At 63.9% G+C, this 16,185-nt stretch carries 14 protein-coding genes; 4 read left to right on the top strand and 10 right to left on the bottom strand.

The window, feature by feature from the left end:
• Positions 1 to 26: 26 nt before the first annotated feature.
• The 7 genes from LPN03_RS15065 to LPN03_RS15035 form a co-directional block, all read right to left on the bottom strand.
• Positions 27 to 1,157 carry a hypothetical protein gene (locus LPN03_RS15065; RefSeq protein ID WP_262454857.1) on the bottom strand — a complete coding sequence of 377 codons (1,131 nt, stop codon included), beginning with the start codon at positions 1,155 to 1,157 and terminating at the stop codon, positions 27 to 29.
• Positions 1,157 to 1,627: a chorismate mutase gene (locus LPN03_RS15060; protein WP_262454856.1), complete on the bottom strand. Its 471-nt coding sequence runs from the start codon at positions 1,625 to 1,627 to the stop codon at positions 1,157 to 1,159. Before LPN03_RS15060 ends, LPN03_RS15065 begins: the two co-directional genes overlap by 1 nt.
• An 82-nt stretch (positions 1,628 to 1,709) precedes the next feature.
• A complete protein-coding gene (locus LPN03_RS15055) occupies positions 1,710 to 3,419 on the bottom strand; it encodes a dipeptide ABC transporter ATP-binding protein (protein WP_262454855.1) in 1,710 nt (569 codons plus the stop codon).
• Complete coding sequence (locus LPN03_RS15050; protein ID WP_262454854.1) at positions 3,416 to 4,369, bottom strand: ABC transporter permease; 954 nt, start codon at positions 4,367 to 4,369, stop codon at positions 3,416 to 3,418. The genes LPN03_RS15055 and LPN03_RS15050 overlap by 4 nt, the downstream gene beginning before the upstream one ends.
• A gap of 3 nt (positions 4,370 to 4,372) precedes the next feature.
• A complete protein-coding gene (locus LPN03_RS15045; protein WP_262454853.1) occupies positions 4,373 to 5,464 on the bottom strand; it encodes an ABC transporter permease in 1,092 nt (363 codons plus the stop codon).
• A gap of 136 nt (positions 5,465 to 5,600) precedes the next feature.
• On the bottom strand, positions 5,601 to 7,244 hold the full coding sequence (locus tag LPN03_RS15040) for an ABC transporter substrate-binding protein (protein WP_262454852.1): 1,644 nt from the start codon (positions 7,242 to 7,244) through the stop codon (positions 5,601 to 5,603).
• A 142-nt stretch (positions 7,245 to 7,386) separates the two neighbouring features.
• Complete coding sequence (locus tag LPN03_RS15035) at positions 7,387 to 8,028, bottom strand: TIGR03086 family metal-binding protein (protein WP_262454851.1); 642 nt, start codon at positions 8,026 to 8,028, stop codon at positions 7,387 to 7,389.
• A gap of 202 nt (positions 8,029 to 8,230) precedes the next feature.
• On the opposite strand from LPN03_RS15035, the gene LPN03_RS15030 reads away from it, so the two are divergent.
• Entirely contained in the window at positions 8,231 to 8,533 is a 303-nt protein-coding gene (locus LPN03_RS15030; protein WP_262454850.1) for a hypothetical protein, read from the top strand.
• A 226-nt stretch (positions 8,534 to 8,759) separates the two neighbouring features.
• Complete coding sequence (locus LPN03_RS15025; protein ID WP_262454849.1) at positions 8,760 to 9,296, top strand: DM13 domain-containing protein; 537 nt, start codon at positions 8,760 to 8,762, stop codon at positions 9,294 to 9,296.
• A 192-nt stretch (positions 9,297 to 9,488) separates the two neighbouring features.
• Here LPN03_RS15025 and LPN03_RS15020 read toward each other — a convergent pair whose 3' ends face one another.
• The gene (locus LPN03_RS15020; protein ID WP_262454848.1) at positions 9,489 to 10,991 is read right to left on the bottom strand and encodes an IS1182 family transposase; all 1,503 of its coding nucleotides are present in this window, start codon (positions 10,989 to 10,991) and stop codon (positions 9,489 to 9,491) included.
• Positions 10,992 to 11,292: 301 nt separating this feature from the next.
• Here LPN03_RS15020 and LPN03_RS15015 point away from each other — a divergent pair, with 301 nt between their 5' ends.
• Positions 11,293 to 11,634 (top strand): hypothetical protein, encoded by a 342-nt coding sequence (locus LPN03_RS15015; protein WP_262454847.1) that lies wholly within the window; start codon positions 11,293 to 11,295, stop codon positions 11,632 to 11,634.
• Positions 11,635 to 11,816: 182 nt separating this feature from the next.
• Entirely contained in the window at positions 11,817 to 13,523 is a 1,707-nt protein-coding gene (locus tag LPN03_RS15010) for an IS1634 family transposase (RefSeq protein WP_262454846.1), read from the top strand.
• Between the two features lie 142 nt (positions 13,524 to 13,665).
• Here LPN03_RS15010 and mnmA read toward each other — a convergent pair whose 3' ends face one another.
• Together mnmA and LPN03_RS15000 are read right to left on the bottom strand one after the other, a co-directional pair.
• Positions 13,666 to 14,805: a tRNA 2-thiouridine(34) synthase MnmA gene (gene mnmA, locus LPN03_RS15005; protein WP_262454845.1), complete on the bottom strand. Its 1,140-nt coding sequence runs from the start codon at positions 14,803 to 14,805 to the stop codon at positions 13,666 to 13,668.
• A gap of 110 nt (positions 14,806 to 14,915) precedes the next feature.
• Complete coding sequence (locus LPN03_RS15000; RefSeq protein WP_262454844.1) at positions 14,916 to 16,136, bottom strand: cysteine desulfurase family protein; 1,221 nt, start codon at positions 16,134 to 16,136, stop codon at positions 14,916 to 14,918.
• Positions 16,137 to 16,185 lie beyond the last annotated feature (49 nt).

The following is a 16,185-nucleotide window of genomic DNA, read 5'->3' as shown; positions in this document are numbered from 1 at the left end:
GCCCCGATTGCAACCGAGCGTCGGGGTTAGGCGTTGCGGATGTCCGTCAGGGCGGCGGCCACCTCGAGGGACCTATCCACAATGGCCCGCGCTTCTGCCGGGAAGACGCCGGCAAGGCCCGTTTCCGGCGTAATGCGGAGCAGGTTGAGCGAGGACTCGGCCAGCCCCAGCCCGTGCCACGGCCTCATGATCCGCTCCACCAATGCGGAGTACGAGGCCGGGACCCGGCCAGGGCGGACGGGTACAGTCCCAGCCCACAGGCCAATTCCGGATTCGACCGCGCCGGCAAGTTGTTCCCAGTGTCCGGTATCGAGCAGGGAAACGGGCAGCGCCACGGCGTCGATCCCGCATTCCAAGGCAAGCTCCAGCGCCTTGCGCCAGGACACTGCTTCGGCGGCTGCAGTCTCAACGGGCCGGGCGATGCCAGGCTCGGCCGCCGAGCCGCCGGCGCTGGCCTCCGGGGCAAGGTTAATGGCCACCTTGGCGAATCCGGCTTCACGCGCGGCCGCAACAAAGGAGGTCCACGTTTGGCGCAGCTCGGCGGCAGGGACGGATCGCAGGGTGCGGTAGCCGGACGCCGTGGGAATGGTCCCGGCCAGCGCCCGCGCAACGTCGGGTTCATCAATCTGCAGCGTCAGCGTGGCGCCCGGGACGGCGGCGCGGACCTTGGAAGCGTGCAGGGCCAGGCCGGCGGACAGCGACTGGGCCACGTCCCGGCGTGCCCCGTAGTCGCGCAGGGCACGTTCGCCGTAGTGCAGGTGTATGGCCGCCGCCAGCGAAACCGGCCCCACAACCTGCAGCTTCAATTCCGGCGGTTCCAGCTCCGCCGCACCTGCCACGTCCGCCAGGACGTTGACGTCCGTGGACAGCGCAGAAATGGCGCGGCGGTAATCGTTGCCCGGGCGGTCCACGAAACGCCAGCCGTATGGCTGGACATCCACGGGCAGTTCCACCAACAGGCAGGCGGTGCGGCCGATGGCGTCCGACCCCACCCCGCGTGCGGGCAGCTCCGGCAGCGACGGCAGGTGCGGCGGCGTGAACAGGCCGAGGGATACCTTGGCAGCCTCCACGGGGTCCGTGCCGGGCCACGGCCCCAGCATGGTGGCGGTGACGAAGGAATCGACGGCCGGCTCCTGCCGGCCCGGTGAGGTGCCCACTAAAGGTTCGTGCCGCCGTCGTCCGTGGTAAGACTTTCGGGGCTGCCCACAAAACCCTGGCCGTCCAGGCTGACCACCGGGACAACGCCTGTGGCGGCCACGGCCGAGTGGCTCTCCGAGATGGCCTGGTGGTGGTGGATGACCTCGCTGATGATGAAGTTCAGGAACTTTTCGGCGAAGGCGGGGTCCAGGTGGGCGGATTCGGCCAGGGCGCGCAGCCGCTGGATCTGCGCCTTCTCGCGGTTGGGGTCGGCCGGGGGCAGCTGGTGCTTGGCCTTGAGGATGCCCACACGCTGGGTTGCCTTGAATCGCTCGGCCAGCAGGTAAACCAGCGTGGCGTCAAAGTTGTCGATGCTGGAGCGGATGGACAGCAGCTCCGCCATGACGGCCGGGTCAACGCTGCCCGTCAGGGAGCTGGCGGCCGGGTCAAAGTCTTCAACGGACAGGTGGGCGTGGCTCGGTTCGGTCATGAAAACAGTTTAGGTGGTGCACCGTGCGGACAAAACTTGTGTCCACGCCGGTGCACCACCTAAAACACCTGTTGCGAAACCGCTATTTCGCGGCGAGCAGCGCCTGGTGCACGGCGCGGCGCTCGGCCTGCTCGGCCGGGTTTGGCACCGGCAGCGAAGCCAGCAGCCGCTTGGTGTAGTTGTCCTGCGGATTGCCCATGATCTGGCTGCCAATCCCCTGCTCCACCATCTTGCCCTTCAGCAGCACCCCAACCCACTCGGCCAGAATGTCCACTACGGCCAGGTCGTGGCTGATGAACAAGGCGGCGAAGCCCAGCTCGGTCTGGATGTCGCGGAACAGTTCCAGCACCTTGGCCTGGACGGAGACGTCAAGGGCCGACGTCGGCTCATCCGCGATCAGCAGCTTCGGCTTCAGCGCCAGCCCCCTGGCGAGGGAAGCACGCTGGCGCTGCCCGCCGGAGAGCTCGTGCGGGAACCTCTTGGCATAGGCACGCGGCAGCTGGACCGATTCGAGCAGCTCCTCCACCTTTTTCGTGACGGCTGCCCGGGGCATGTCCGTATGGATGAGCAGCGGCTCGGCCACGCACTCGCCAATGGTCAGGTGCGGGTTGAACGATGCGGCCGGGTCCTGGAACACAAAGCCGATGTCCTTGCGGTACGGCCGGAAGGTGCGCTCCTTGTAGTCCCGCATCTCGTAGCCCAGCACCTTCAGCGAGCCGCCCGTGGTCCTGTTGAGCCCGGCGATGGCGCGGCCAATTGTCGTCTTGCCCGAACCGGACTCCCCCACCAGGCCGAACACCTCGCCGGCGCTGATGGTGAAGGACACCTTGTCCACGGCCCGAAAGGCGGGGCTGCCCAGGCGCCCAGGGTACTCGATCTCCAGGTCAGTGGCGCGCACCAGCACTTCCTTGTCCTGGAAGGCCCGTTCGGTGAAGCCCGCCGAGGCGGAATTGCGGCCCAGGTGGGGCACCGCGGCCAGCAGCTTTTGCGTGTACTCCTCGCGGGGCGCAGCAAAAAGCACCTCCGAGGAAGCCTCCTCCACCACGTCACCCTGGAACATGACCACCACGCGGTCGGCCAGGTCGGCCACCACGCCCATGTTGTGGGTGATGAGCACAATCGAGGTGCCGTATTGGTCGCGGAGATCGCGCAGCAGTTCCAGGATTTCCGCCTGGACTGTCACGTCCAGGGCCGTGGTGGGCTCATCGGCCACAATCAGCCCCGGGTTCAGCGCCAGCGCGGCAGCAATGACCACGCGCTGCTTCTGCCCGCCTGAGAACTGGTGGGGGTAGTAGTCCACGCGCTTGTCCGGCTCCGGAATGCCCACCTTACGCAGCGCATCAATGGCCAGCCCGCGGGCCTCCTTGCGGCCCACGCGCTTGCCTTCGGGCCGGTGTGCCCGCAGGCCCTCGGCGATCTGCCAGCCCACCGTGTAGACCGGGTTAAGTGCGGTGGACGGCTCCTGGAACACCATGGCAACGTCCCGCCCGCGGATCTGGCGAAGCTGGTGCGGGCTCACGGAAATGACGTCGTTGCCGCTGATGACCACGGCACCGGTGCTCTGCGCCGTCTCGGGCAGCAGGCCCAGGATGGCCTTGGCCGTGACCGTCTTGCCGGAGCCGGATTCGCCCACAATGGCCACAATCTCGCCGGGCGCTACGGTGAAGGACACATCCTTCACGGCAAAAACATCACCGGAATCCGTGGCAAAAGTGACCTTGAGATTGTCAATGTCCAGCACGGGCCGCGGCGCGGCTTCCCCCTGGGGGGCGGTTTTTGTGGAGCGGCTCATGCGTCCACCAACTCCTTGTTCTTCTTGCGACCGTTCTTTTTCCCGGCACGCTTGCGCCCGCGCAGGCGCGGGTCGTTGAGGTCATTCATGGATTCGCCCAGCAGGGTAAGGCCCAGAACCGTCAGCACAATGGCAGCACCCGGGAACACGCCCGTCCACCAAATTCCGGAGGCGGCGTCGCTCTGGGCATGGTTGAGGTCATAGCCCCACTCCGCGGCGGAGGACGGCTCGATGCCGAAGCCCAAAAAGCCCAGCCCGGCCAGCGTCAGGATGGCCTCGGAGGCGTTGAGGGTGAAGATCAGCGGCAGCGTCCGGGTGGCGTTCTTGTAGATGTGCCGGGCCATGATGCGCACGCTGGAGGCACCCACCACAATGGCCGACTCCACAAACGGCTCGGCCTTCAGGCGGATGGTCTCCGCACGGATCACGCGGAAGTACTGCGGGATGAACACCACGGTGATGGAAATGGCCGCGGAGAAGATGCCCGACCACATGTTGGAGCGCCCCTGGCTGATGGCAATCGACATGACCATGGCCAGCAGCAGCGTGGGGAAGGCGTAAATCGCGTCTGCGACCACCACCAGAATTCGGTCCAGCCAGCCGCCAATGTAGCCGGACAGCAGGCCCAGGATCACGCCGATGAAGATGGACAGCGCCACGGCCACCACAATCACCAGCACTGCAGTCTGGGTCCCCCAAATGGTGCGGGAAAAGACGTCGTAGCCGCCGGCCGTGGTGCCCCACAGGTGGACGGACGACGGCGGCGCCTGGGTTTCGTTGAAGCGCTGGGTTGCGCCGTACGGAGAAATCAACGGCGCCAGGGCTGCGGTCAGCAGGAAGAGGCCGGTCATGACAATGCCGGCGATCAGCATGCCGCGCTGCAGGCCCATGCTCTTTTTCAGCTGGGCAACAATGGGCAGGCGGCTAAAGAGTGACTTTTTGGTCTCCATGGCCTAGTACCTCACCCTCGGGTCGATCAGCGCGGCGATGACGTCCACGATGAAGTTGGTGACGGCCACGATGACGGCCAGCAGGGCCACAATGCCCTGGACTGCCACGAAGTCGCGGGCTGTCAGGTAGTGCGCCAGCTGGAAGCCCAGCCCCTTCCACTCAAAGGTGGTTTCGGTAAGAACGGCGCCGCCCAGCAGCAGGGCGATCTGCAGGCCCATCACGGTGATGATGGGGATCAGCGCCGGCTTGTAGGCGTGCTTGGTGAGCAGGCGGTATTCGCTGACACCGCGGGAACGCCCGGCTTCAACATAGTCCTTGCTCAGGGTGCCAATGACGTTGGTGCGGACCAGCCGCAGGAAGATGCCGGCCGTCAGCAGCCCCAGGGCCACCGCCGGGAGCACCGAGTGCTGGGCAATGTCCCAAAAAGCTGTCATGTTGCCGCTGCGGAGCGCATCCAGCCAGTAGATGCCTGAAGGCGCTGTCAGTTCCGCCATGGCAATTTCCGTGCTGGTGTTGCCCCGTCCGGCGACAGGGAACCAGCCCAGCCAAATGGAAAACACCAGCTTGAGCAGCAGTCCGGCGAAGAACACCGGGGTGGCGTAGAAGGCGATGGCCAGCACGCGCAGGATGGCGTCGTGGTACTTGTCACGCTTGTAGGCCGCGAGCATGCCAAAGGGGATGCCGATGGCGAGTGCCACGATCAGGGAATTGACGGCCAGCTCCAGCGTTGCGGTGCCGTAGGTGGCCAGCATGTCCGAGATTGCCAGGTTGTCGGAAATGGTGCGGCCAAAGTTGCCGGTGGCGATCTGGCCCAGGTACTCGAAGTACTGGACGAAGATGGGCCTGTCGTAGCCCGCAGCGTGGATGCGCTGGGCCAACTCGTCTGGGGTCAGGCGGCCACCGAGTGCCGCCGTGATGGGGTCACCGGTCAGGCGCATCAGGAAGAAAACCATGGTGACGAGGATGAGGATGGTGGGGAAAATCAAGGTGAAGCGGATGAGCAGATATTTGCCCAGACTGCCTCCGGCCTTCTTTTTCCGTTCGGGTGCCTGCGCGGCGGGTTCCGCCTCGGGCAGGTCAATCATTGCGGTCATGTATGCCTATTTCTGTGGAGCAAAAGTATGGTGCGGTCCGTGCTGTTTTGTCCATGTTGAGTGGACCCGTGCAAGAAGGCGGGGCGCCCTGTGGAGGCCCCGCCTTCTTGCATGGTTAGGTGTTCACTGCCAATGACTACTTGGACAGAACGCCCAAGCGGAACTTGAACGATGCATCCAAGGTGTCCTTGGTGCCGTTGACCTTGGCATTGGAAACGGCAACCTGTGCGCCCTGCAGCAGCGGCAGCGTGGAGAGGTCCTTGGCTTCGGCAGCCTGGATGTCCTCGATCAGCTTGGTGCGCTTGGCCTTGTCATTGGTCACCAGCTGCTCGCTGATCAACTTCTGGATGGCGTCGTTGCTGTAGTGGTTCTTCAGGAAGTTGTCCTTGCTGAAGAACGGCGTCAGGTAGTTGTCGGCGTCCGAGTAGTCCGGGAACCAGCCCAGCTGGTACAGCGGGTAGGCGTCCGCCGTGCGCTGCTTGGAGTAGGAAACCCATTCCGTGGACTGCAGGTTGACCTTGAACAGGCCGGTTGCTTCGAGCTGCGACTTGATGGCCGCGTATTCGTCGCCAGAGGAGGAGCCGTAGTGGTCCGGGTTGTACTGCAGGTCCAGCGTGACCGGGCCGGTTACGCCGGCGTCGGCCAGCGTCTTCTTCGCCTTGGCAACATCTGGGGCGCCATTGCCGTCACCGTAGTCGGCCTTCAGGGGCTCGGCGGCACCTGTGAAGCCAGCCGGCACGTAGGAGTACAGGGGCAGGTAGGTGCCCTTGTAGACCTGGTTGGCGATGGCCGCACGGTCAATCGAGTCGGCCATGGCCTGGCGGACAGCCAGTGCCTTTGCGGCATCCGGCGTTGCCGACTTCGCACCGAAGGGCATGGTGTCGAAGTTGAAGACGATGTAGCGGATTTCGCCACCCGGTCCAATGTCCACGCGGACGTTCTTGTCGGCCTTGAGGCTGTCAATGTCCGTGGCAGTCAGGCTGCGCCAGGCAACGTCGATGTTGCCCTTCTGCACGTCCAGTTTCAGGTTGGTGGAATCCGCGTAGTACTTCATCGTCACGGCGTCGGACTTGGCCGGGCCCAGCAGGCCCTGGTAGTCCGGGTTCTTCTTGAAGGCGATGAGCTCGTTCTTCTTGTACGTGTCAATGGTGAACTGGCCGGCAAACGACTTGCCCTTGATGATGGTGTCGTCATCGGTGACCTTGGTGGGGCTGAACACCGTGTCGTCGACAATGGGCGCGGCCGGGCTGGTCAGCACCTGCGGGAAGGTCTGGTCGTTGCCGAGCTTGAGCTTGAACACGACGGTTGTGGCGTCGGGGGCACTGACGCTTTCCAAGTTGCCCAGCAGGGATGCCGGCCCGTTCTGGTCGTTGATCTTCAGCATGCGGTCGAAGGAGAACTTGACGTCCTTGGAGTCCAGCGCAGATCCGTTGGCCCACTTCAGTCCCGGCTTGAGCTTGACCGTGTACTCCGTGGGGGAGGTGAACGACGCCGACACGGCAATGTCGGGCTTGGGGTCGGCGCTTCCGGGCGCCGAGTTCAGCAGGAACGGGTAGATCTGGTTCATGACCATGAACGAGCCGTTATCATAGGACCCTGCCGGATCAAGGAAGGTGACCTTGTCCGTGGTGCCCACAATGATGGGCCCTCCGGTGGTGCCGGCGCCTGCACCATTGGTGCTGCCGCCACCCCCTGCAGGGCCCGTGCATGCAGTCAGTGCGAGAACGGAGATGCCGGCAACGGCGATCACCGACCGCAGTCCAAACATATTCTTAGCCATTGGCAAACTTTCTTTTCAGAGCGATCTCATGAAACAGGCCACACTACGTTGTGTGACCTGACCCACTCGTCTTATGTTTACTTTCTACCAGACTTATGGGTTGCTCTCTGACCATGGGCGCAAGTTGCAACCAGATGGTTACCTACTGGCGGAGCTTTTGGGACCCGGCGGTGAAGGATTCTGCCGCCCGGCCCGGTGTGAATCCGGGGTTGCGGCCAAACCATCCGGCCAGCCGGGCATAGCTGTCCGAGGCTATGGAAACCCGCACCTCAGGGCCGAACGTCTTGTCGGCACCACGGTACTCGGGCTTCATGACCCTCTGAGCCCAGGCCAGGGACTGGTCGGCCAGCGCCGGATCGAGCACGGTGGGGACACCTGTCGCCTTGGACAGGTCCCAGGAATGAACCGTGAATTCCGCAATTTGCACGCCAATTCGGCTGCGCAGCGGCGCCTCTCCCCCACCGGGCAGTGCCACCTGATGGCTGAGATCGGCCGTGGACCAGGCACGCATCAACATGGCCGCGCCGTCGGCAAACCTGGTTGACCAGTCCGCCCCCACCGTGGCATGGGCCGCCTGGGGATCAACATGGTTCCCGCGCGCCACCAGGGTGAAGTTGTGGAGGTCCTGCACCACCAGGTGGTGCAGAAGGTCCTGGACGTTCCATTCCGAACACGGCGTGGGCCATTCGGCCTGGTTGGACGAGATGGCGGCTATGACTTCACCGCATTGCTCCAGTGCGCGCTCCAGTAGCTGAAGCGGGTTGGGAATTAACTGCGGGGGCATGATCGTCAACCTTCCGTGAGCCAAGTCACTCTAAGGGGAAGTTTACGCCAGCCTGCCGTCCAGTGGGGTGCAGTAGCGGTTCCGGGCGCGCCCACACTCTGGACCGATGGATTCCTGCCTGGACTGAAAATGACGGCCGGCTGGTAGCGTTCCGAACATGACGTTGAGTCCGGTCCCGGCAGGCCAGCCCACGGAGAAGCGAATGAGCAACAAGAGCAAGTACTACTTTGACCGCTTCCAAAGATTTATGCTGTATGCCCATTTGATCTTAGGCGCTGAGGCACTTTGCATCGTCGCCGTTGTGCTCATCACCAAGCCCAGGGGCGTCAGCCCGTTTTTCGTTGTCCCCATTTCGGTGCTCGGACTTTCCTTCATCGCCTACTGCGTCGCCGTTGCCTATTTTGCAATACCGTTCTATCGATCCCTTTGGGAGCAACGGCGCCTGCGCAAGCGAGGGCTGCCCGTTGACTCCACCGATCCCGGCCCGTGGCTCACCACGAGCTAATGCTCACGGGGGCGTTGCCGCACTTTGTATTCAAACCCGCAGCAGTCCAGTCTGCACAACCACAACAGTCTCGTTTATTCTCGGTGTCGTCAGCTGTGTACACGGGCACCGGCCCGATAACGTGACATTCAGGACGGGCCGTGAGGCTGGAGAGGCGGAAATGCAGGAATCAGGTGACGGTCCAGAAGAGATCCCGTTAGGATGCCACTGCACCTAAATATTCGACATGGCCCAGCGCGGCCAGCCTGCCAGAAGGCAACAAGTGGGGACGATGAAACGTGCACGGCCACTCGCGATCGGGGCCATCCTCGTCCTGATCGCCACAGGCTGCACGAACCCAGCCGCCGAAACCGCGCCAAGCCCGGCTGTGGCATCTTCCAGCCCTGCACCAACACCCACGCCTCAGGCATCGCGGGTCCTTGCCGGGACCTTCGTTTCCCAAGCGGTCCCCACACGGGGCGAAGTCATTCTCACGGAGAAAACCGACAGCATCACCCTGACGTTGCAAGACTTTTCCACGGGCCCCGGGGATGAAGTGTATATCTACTTCAACTTGGGGCGCATGACGAAAGACCCGGCCGGCGACAACGTCGTCGAGGACCCGAACCAGATCCAACTTACCCACTTGAAGTCCCGCACAGGAACACAGAACTATGACCTGACACCGAGGCTTGGCAATCTTCCGAAAATTCAAAGCATTACGATCTATAGCTACAAATCCCTCGAAGCATTCGGCACAGCAAATCTTGCACTTCGTAACTAGGTGCGTGTGTCAGTAGCGGTTTAAGGTTCGACGTCGTGTCGTGACGGAATTCGTCGGTTCAAAGCCGGGCCGGCTCCGGCTTGTGGGTCGTGGGGCCGGGGATGTCGTTTTGGTCGCCTTGAACCGCTCCCGGCGATACCTGACTGCCCCTGCAGGGGGTGTGGTGGCTGCTTTTTCTGGTTCCTTTCCCTCTCAGATTGCCTGGCTGGTCCGGTAGGTGTGGAGTTTGAGCAGGTTGTGGCAGCCGGCGAGCAGTTCCCACTCCCGTGCCGCTTTTTCCATCCCGCGCAGCAGCAGGTGCTTGCCCTGACGGGTGTGGATCTGTCCGAAGACCGGTTCCACGATGGCCTTGCGCCGGCCGTAAATCCTCTTGCCCTTCTTCGTCTTCAGTCTCCGGGCCATGCGCCCGGTCAAGGTGGCGTTTGCCGGGATCCGGCCCCTGGGCGATTCCGGAACCGGTGTGGCGTGCTTCATGCGCCGGGTGGAGATGAAGAACTCCGTCGCATGCTCCGCTTCCACGTCTTTGACGTGTTCGAGGTTGGCTGCCGAGCAGTACCCGGCATCGGCACTCCAGTTCTTGGGCATGGCCCCGGCCGTGTCCATGGTGCGCTGGATCATCGGTGCCAGTTGCTGGATGTCGACGGCAACATTGTTCAACAAGGTGGCGACGATGACCTGGTGATCGGCATCCACCACGGCCTGGCCGGTGTAGCAATAATGGTAGGAACCATCCGCGGTCTTCATGATCCGCGCGTCCGGGTCCGTGAAGTTCCGCTGCGCCGTGGGCTTGGGCTCCGCCTCCGCGGCAGCTTTGTTCCCGGCAGCGGTGATGTCATCGTCGTCATCGCCGCGTTTGCGGGCCTTCTCCTCAGCCAGCTGGCGGGCCTTGGCCGCGGCCTCCTTCTCCAGGCTGGCCCGGGCGGTCGCCATCGCCGCAGCCCGCCGTTCCCGGTTCGCCAGCTCCGCCGGGAGCTCGTCCCCGCGCTTGCCGGGACCAAAGCGGGCGTCCTCGTCCGCGTCGACGGTCTTCGCCTCCTCCATCAGGGCACTGATTTCCTCCGCCAACACTTTCTGCTTAGCCGTCAGCCGGGCGTAGGACATGGCCTTGTGCCGGGACGCGTTCGCCCGCACCTTCGTCCCGTCCAGGGCAACCCTGCCCAGGGACACCATGCCCGCGGCCTGACACAACTCCAACGCCTGAAGGAACACGTTGGCCAGGGCGGCCAGGTGACGTTCGCGAAAGCGGGCGATCGAGCGGAAGTCCGGTCCCTGCTGGGCTGCCAGCCACCGAAACGCGACCACATCCGTACACGCCCGCTCCACCTCCCGCGAGGAACGCACCCCGACGCAGTACCCGTAGAACACGATCCGCAACATCAAGCGCGGATCATACGGCGGCTGGCCCTTGGCCTTCGCATAGGACTTATAGAACCGGGTCAAGTCCAGCTCGGTATCCACCAGCTCGGCAATGAAACGGGCCAGATGGCCCTCCGGCAGCCACTCATCCAGCGACGGCGGGACCAGCATCACCGCATCAGGCTCAAACGCCCTGAACCGTTTGTTCACGCCGCCGTTGGCATCCACCCGGCCATCATCAACGACCAGCTCGACACGCTCCACGAGAGCCTCGTCAAACAAGCCATCCTCCGGCTGCGGCACAGGGGCAGAAAGCTTGGGGAAAGAAGCAGCATCCATGCCCCAATTCTCCCAGCCCCACCACCGCCAGCCCGGCTAATCTCCCGGCGTTTTAAAAACTAACCGACACGACTACTGACACACGCACCTAGGGGCAGCAGTAACCAGGAGCAAGCGACAACTGCGCCCCACGACAGTGCCTCCGAAACCACCATGATGCGCAAATAGACCCTGACCGACGGCGCGGCCAATCAGTTCTGCGGTTCGGAGCCATCATGCGACAAGTCACGATAATTAGTCCAATAGTTAACCAAGAAAAGATGTGGAAAGTTTAAATGCACGAGGTTAGTTCAGAATCTGAATGGATTTCCCGAATTGGAAAAGGAACCTTCGATCAACTCGTAAAGGGAACGAATATATCGAAATGGTTGACCGAGCGATGATCAGCCACGAAATTTATACTCAAATGAATCTCGGCGTAATTCCTCAGGCGTCCATGCAGGCCGTTGGTCCCCTGTTGTGGATTGCCACTGTGTTTTGTGCGTTGGGCGCTATGTTTCTAGGAGTGCTGGCTTTTGGTCCGGATCGGGGCAAAAAAGGAAAGCTGCAGAAGCGCAACGCCCGAAGAGTCTTCCCACTCGCCATCGGGATAACCCTCCTCGAAGTTGCAAAGATTATCCTCACTATCAAGGGCCAGTACTAATCCCCTAGATGCGCCCTGCTGCGTTGTCCGTACAGTGCTGGCGATCGTTGCCCGGCGCCTAGCGGGAGTTTCCCGGCTATTTCGTTTTTGAGGGCCCCGACAAAATAAAAACCGCGTAGGTTGCGGCGTGTCGGGGCCTTCTTTTCGAGAAAATGTGTATGACCTAAAGTATGATGGGTGGCATGGCGCTCTACAAGAAAACTGTCAACCACAAGGTCTACTGGTACCTGCGTGAAATGGGGCGGATCGACGGGAAGCCGAAGATGGTTTCCGAACGATATCTGGGCTCCGCGAAGGACATTGAGGACCTCCTTGACGCCAAGGAAGCCGCCATTGTGCCGGAGAAGACACGGCACCTGGGCTTCGGAGACAGCGCCGCGGTCTGGGGCATCCTTCAGCGGCTGGATGTGGCCGGGATCATCGATTCGGTGGTGGGTGCCCGGCGCAAGGACGCCGGCGCCTCGGTCGGGACGTACCTGGCGTTGGCGGCGTTGAACCGGGTCGTGGCCCCGACGTCAAAGGCCGGGTTCGCCGATTGGTGGAAGACCACGGCCGCGGACCGGTTCACGAAGATCCCCACCAAGGTGCTGGACCACCGCAAGTTTTGGGAAGCCATGCACAGCGTGTCCCTGGACGAGCTGGCCGTGATTGAGGAGCGCATCGCGGTGGCGATGGTGGCCGAGTTCAACCTGGATATTTCCGCCCTGGCACTGGACATGACGAACTTCGCCACCTACATCGACTCGGCCAACGAGGCGGCGCCGATCGCCCAGCGCGGGAAGGCGAAGCAGAAACGGACGGACCTGCGCCTTGTCGGGTTGGGTCTGGTGATCACCCGTGACGGGGGAATCCCACTGTTCGCCCACGCGTACCCGGGCAACAAGCCCGACGTCACCCAGTTCCCCCTCATGATCGAGGCCCTCGGCGCCCGCCACAAGAAGCTCGCCGAAACGGCCGGGGTAACGGTGGCGCCGGAGGTCACCGTGGTTTTTGATGCCGGACAGAACTCGGCCAGCAACTTTTCCCGCGTCACCGACACCAACCTGGCGTTCGTCGGCTCCATCCCTCCTTCCCAGGTTGCGGACCTGCTCAAACTCCCCGAAAAAGACCGTGCCATCGTCGATAGGGACCGCTTCGGCGGGCTGAGCGCGACCGAGGCGCGCAGGGTCGTTTACGGTGCCGAGCGCAGGGTGGTGTTGACCCATTCACCGACCCTGCATGCCAAGCAGGTCGCAGGGTTCGCCCAGACCCTGGCCAAGGCCCAGGCCAAACTGGACGAGCTTGCCGACACCCTGGCCCGCGGCAAGGCGCGGCGCACCACCACCGAGCTCACCGCCCACATCAAGACCATCACGAACGATCCCTGGCTCCGCCGCGTCCTGGAGGTCACCATCACCGGGGACACCCCGGCCAGCCACCGGATCACCACCACCCTCAACAAGAGAGAACAAGCTGCACTCGAGGAGGAGGTGTTCGGCAAGCGCGTCCTGGTGACCTCCCACGAGCACTGGCCCATCAGGGATCTTGTGGCTGCCTATCGTTCCCAGTCCGATGCCGAGTTCGGGTTCCGGCAACTCAAGGACCCGCACGTGGTCTCGTTCTCACCCATGCACCACTGGTCCGAGCACAACATCCGCATCCACACCTTCACCTGCGTCCTGGCCCTGCAAATCGCCCACCTCATGCGCCGGGAAGCCGACAAAGCAGGCGAACACCACTCCGTAAAGGAACTCCTGGAACGCCTCGGAAGCATCGGTGAAACCGTGATGATCTACCCCTCCACCGGCGGCCGCCCCAAAGCCCGGCGCATGCTCACCGAGGACATCGACACCCACGCCGCCCTCGCTCAGATCTTCAACCTCAACAAATGGGCACCCAAGAAAAGTTAGGTCATACACTCCCAAACACCAAAAACAGCCCCTGACCTGCACAAACACACCCATCACCACCACCAGCCGGGAAACTCCCGCTAGGACCGAGAAATGACCACCAAGACCAAACTCGCCGAGTCGGTGCATTGAATATCGGCGTCTACGCCAGTTCGGGGCGGGCCAGCGAGCGGGCCGAATCGATGGTCGCCTGGCCCAGCACGCGGGTGCCCTGGTACAGGACCACGGTCTGGCCCGGGGCCACGCCGCGCAGCGGCTCACCCAGGGTGACAGTCAAGCTTTGGCGGGAAACGCCGTCGTCCGTCACTTCGGTGACGCAGGCACGGGCCGGTACGGGGTCGCCGTGGGCACGGACCTGGGCGTGGCAGTCGAATTCTTCGCCCGTGGCGACCTCGGCGATGGGCAGCCCGGCCCAGGAGACCTTGATGCCCTTGAGCTCGTCAATGGCCAGCAGGGCGTGCGGCCCCACCACCACCTTGTTTTCCTTGGGCCGGATCTCCAACACAAAGCGCGGCTTCCCGTCCGCCGCCGGCGTTCCCAGCTTCAGGCCGCGGCGCTGGCCCACTGTGAACTGGTTGGCGCCGTCGTGCCCGCCCACCTTCGCGCCGGACTCGTCGACAATGTCGCCCGGGGTCATGGTGATTTGCTCGGCCAGCCATCCGGCGGTGTCGCCGTCTGGAATGAAGCAGATGTCGTGGCTGTCCGGCTTCTTGGCCACGGACAGGCCGCGGCGCTCCGCCTCGGCGCGGACCTCGGCCTTGGACGGGGTGTCCGCGAGCGGGAACATGGAGTGCCGGAGCTGCTCATGCGTGAGCACGCCGAGCACGTAGCTCTGGTCCTTGGCCCAGTCCGCCGCGCGGTGCAGTTCCGCGTTGCCGTCTGCGTCCGTGATGACCTTGGCGTAGTGGCCCGTGCAGACGGCGTCAAAGCCCAGAGCAATGGCCTTCTCCAGCAGCGCAGCAAACTTGATGCGCTCGTTGCAGCGCATGCAGGGGTTCGGGGTGCGGCCGGCGGCGTATTCGTCAATGAAGTCCTGGACCACGTCCTCCTTGAACCGCTCGGAGAAGTCCCACACGTAGTACGGAATGCCCAGCAGGTCGCAGGCCCGCCAGGCGTCATTGGAGTCCTCCACGGTGCAGCAGCCGCGGCTGCCTGTCCGGAGGGTCCCGGGCATGCGGGAGAGCGCCAGGTGGACGCCGACGACGTCGTGCCCGGCATCCACTGCCCGTGCTGCAGCTACAGCGGAGTCAACCCCGCCACTCATGGCAGCCAATACTCGCATTACGTACCTTTCACTGTTCTTTGGATCTTTTGCAGCCCAATTACCGGAGTGGTTTCGAGATCCCGGGTTTCGACAAGCTCAACCGCCGGATTGCGCTCAACCGGAGGGCGCTACTTGGTGCTGGCGGTTTCAATGGTGGATTTATGGCCCGCCATGCCGGCCTGTTTAGCGCGCGCGTGCGCCTGCGGCAAAGCCGCCACAAAGGCGTCAACGTCCGCGGGGCCGGATGTATGCCCCAGGCTGAACCGCTGGGCGCCGCGGGCCGTGTCCTCGTCCAGGCCCATGGCCAGCAGCACGTGGGAGGGACGGGGCACCCCGGCCGTGCAGGCGGAGCCGGTGGAGGATTCAATCCCGGCCATGTCCAGCAGGAACAGCAGCGAATCCCCTTCGCAGCCCGGGAAGGTGAAGTGGGCGTTGCCGGGGAGCCGTCCGCCGGGGCTAATGGCCGGGTCCACGCCCCGCAACACAGCTTCAGGGACCAGTTCCCGGACAGCGGCGATGATGCGGTCGCGGAGCCCGGCAATCCGGGCGCCCTCCACGTCCAAGTGTGAGGTGACGTCCTCGGCAGCCGCGGCAAAGGCGGCGATGCCGGCGGTGTCCAGCGTTCCGGAACGGACCTTGCGTTCCTGCCCGCCGCCGTGCTGCACGGGGGTGAGGTTCACTGCCCGTCCCAGCAGAAGGGCGCCAACGCCCACCGGCCCGCCGATCTTGTGGCCGCTGATGGACATGGCGGCCAGGCCCGATTCGCGGAAGTTGATGGGCACCGAGCCGAAGGCCTGCACCGCGTCCGAATGCACGGGAATGCCGTGGGCGGCGGCGAGCGCCACGACCTCCGCAATGGGCTCCACCGTGCCCACCTCGTTGTTGGCCCACATGCAGGTAATGAGGGCCACGGTGTCCGCGCCGCCGCTGTCCAGTTCCTTTTTCAGCGCGTCCAGGTCCAGCACGCCGGTGACATCCACCGGGATCCAGACGGCCTCGGCGCCCTCCTGGGCTTCCAGCCACTCCACGGTTTCGTGCACGGCGGCATGCTCCACGGTGGAGACCAGGATGCGGGTGCGGCGGGGATCGGCTGCGCGACGGGACCAGAACAGGCCCTTGACGGCGAGGTTGTCCGCCTCGGTGCCGCCGGAGGTGAAAATGACCTCGCTGGGGTGGGCGCCGGCCGCCAGGGCGATGGTTTCGCGCGCCTGCTCCACCGTGGCCCGGGCACGGCGGCCTGCGCCGTGCAGGGAGGACGGATTGCCGCTACGGGAAATAACGGAGGTCAGTGCGGCGAGGGCCGGGGCCGAAATGGGCGTGGTCGCCGCGTGGTCAAGATACACGGGCACCGGTCAATTCTACGGCATCACGGCGGCGTGTCTCCCGCCGGCCCGCGCC

It is taken from the genome of Arthrobacter sp. A2-55, from assembly GCF_025548615.1.
Classification (GTDB): domain Bacteria; phylum Actinomycetota; class Actinomycetes; order Actinomycetales; family Micrococcaceae; genus Specibacter; species Specibacter silviterrae.
Note: the sequence above shows the minus strand (reverse complement) of the source record. Positions and strands in the feature narration are given on the sequence as shown.

Bases quoted from the DNA above. Each gene is read 5' to 3' on its own strand.
- LPN03_RS15060 (WP_262454856.1), bottom strand. From the start codon at position 1,627: ATGACCGAACCGAGCCACGCCCACCTGTCCGTTGAAGACTTTGACCCG.
- LPN03_RS15055 (WP_262454855.1), bottom strand. From the start codon at position 3,419: ATGAGCCGCTCCACAAAAACCGCCCCCCAGGGGGAAGCCGCGCCGCGG.
- LPN03_RS15050 (WP_262454854.1), bottom strand. From the start codon at position 4,369: ATGGAGACCAAAAAGTCACTCTTTAGCCGCCTGCCCATTGTTGCCCAG.
- LPN03_RS15045 (WP_262454853.1), bottom strand. From the start codon at position 5,464: ATGACCGCAATGATTGACCTGCCCGAGGCGGAACCCGCCGCGCAGGCA.
- LPN03_RS15040 (WP_262454852.1), bottom strand. From the start codon at position 7,244: ATGGCTAAGAATATGTTTGGACTGCGGTCGGTGATCGCCGTTGCCGGC.
- LPN03_RS15035 (WP_262454851.1), bottom strand. From the start codon at position 8,028: ATGCCCCCGCAGTTAATTCCCAACCCGCTTCAGCTACTGGAGCGCGCA.
- LPN03_RS15030 (WP_262454850.1), top strand. From the start codon at position 8,231: ATGAGCAACAAGAGCAAGTACTACTTTGACCGCTTCCAAAGATTTATG.
- LPN03_RS15025 (WP_262454849.1), top strand. From the start codon at position 8,760: ATGGCCCAGCGCGGCCAGCCTGCCAGAAGGCAACAAGTGGGGACGATG.
- LPN03_RS15020 (WP_262454848.1), bottom strand. From the start codon at position 10,991: ATGGATGCTGCTTCTTTCCCCAAGCTTTCTGCCCCTGTGCCGCAGCCG.
- LPN03_RS15015 (WP_262454847.1), top strand. From the start codon at position 11,293: ATGGATTTCCCGAATTGGAAAAGGAACCTTCGATCAACTCGTAAAGGG.
- LPN03_RS15010 (WP_262454846.1), top strand. From the start codon at position 11,817: ATGGCGCTCTACAAGAAAACTGTCAACCACAAGGTCTACTGGTACCTG.
- mnmA (WP_262454845.1), bottom strand. From the start codon at position 14,805: ATGCGAGTATTGGCTGCCATGAGTGGCGGGGTTGACTCCGCTGTAGCT.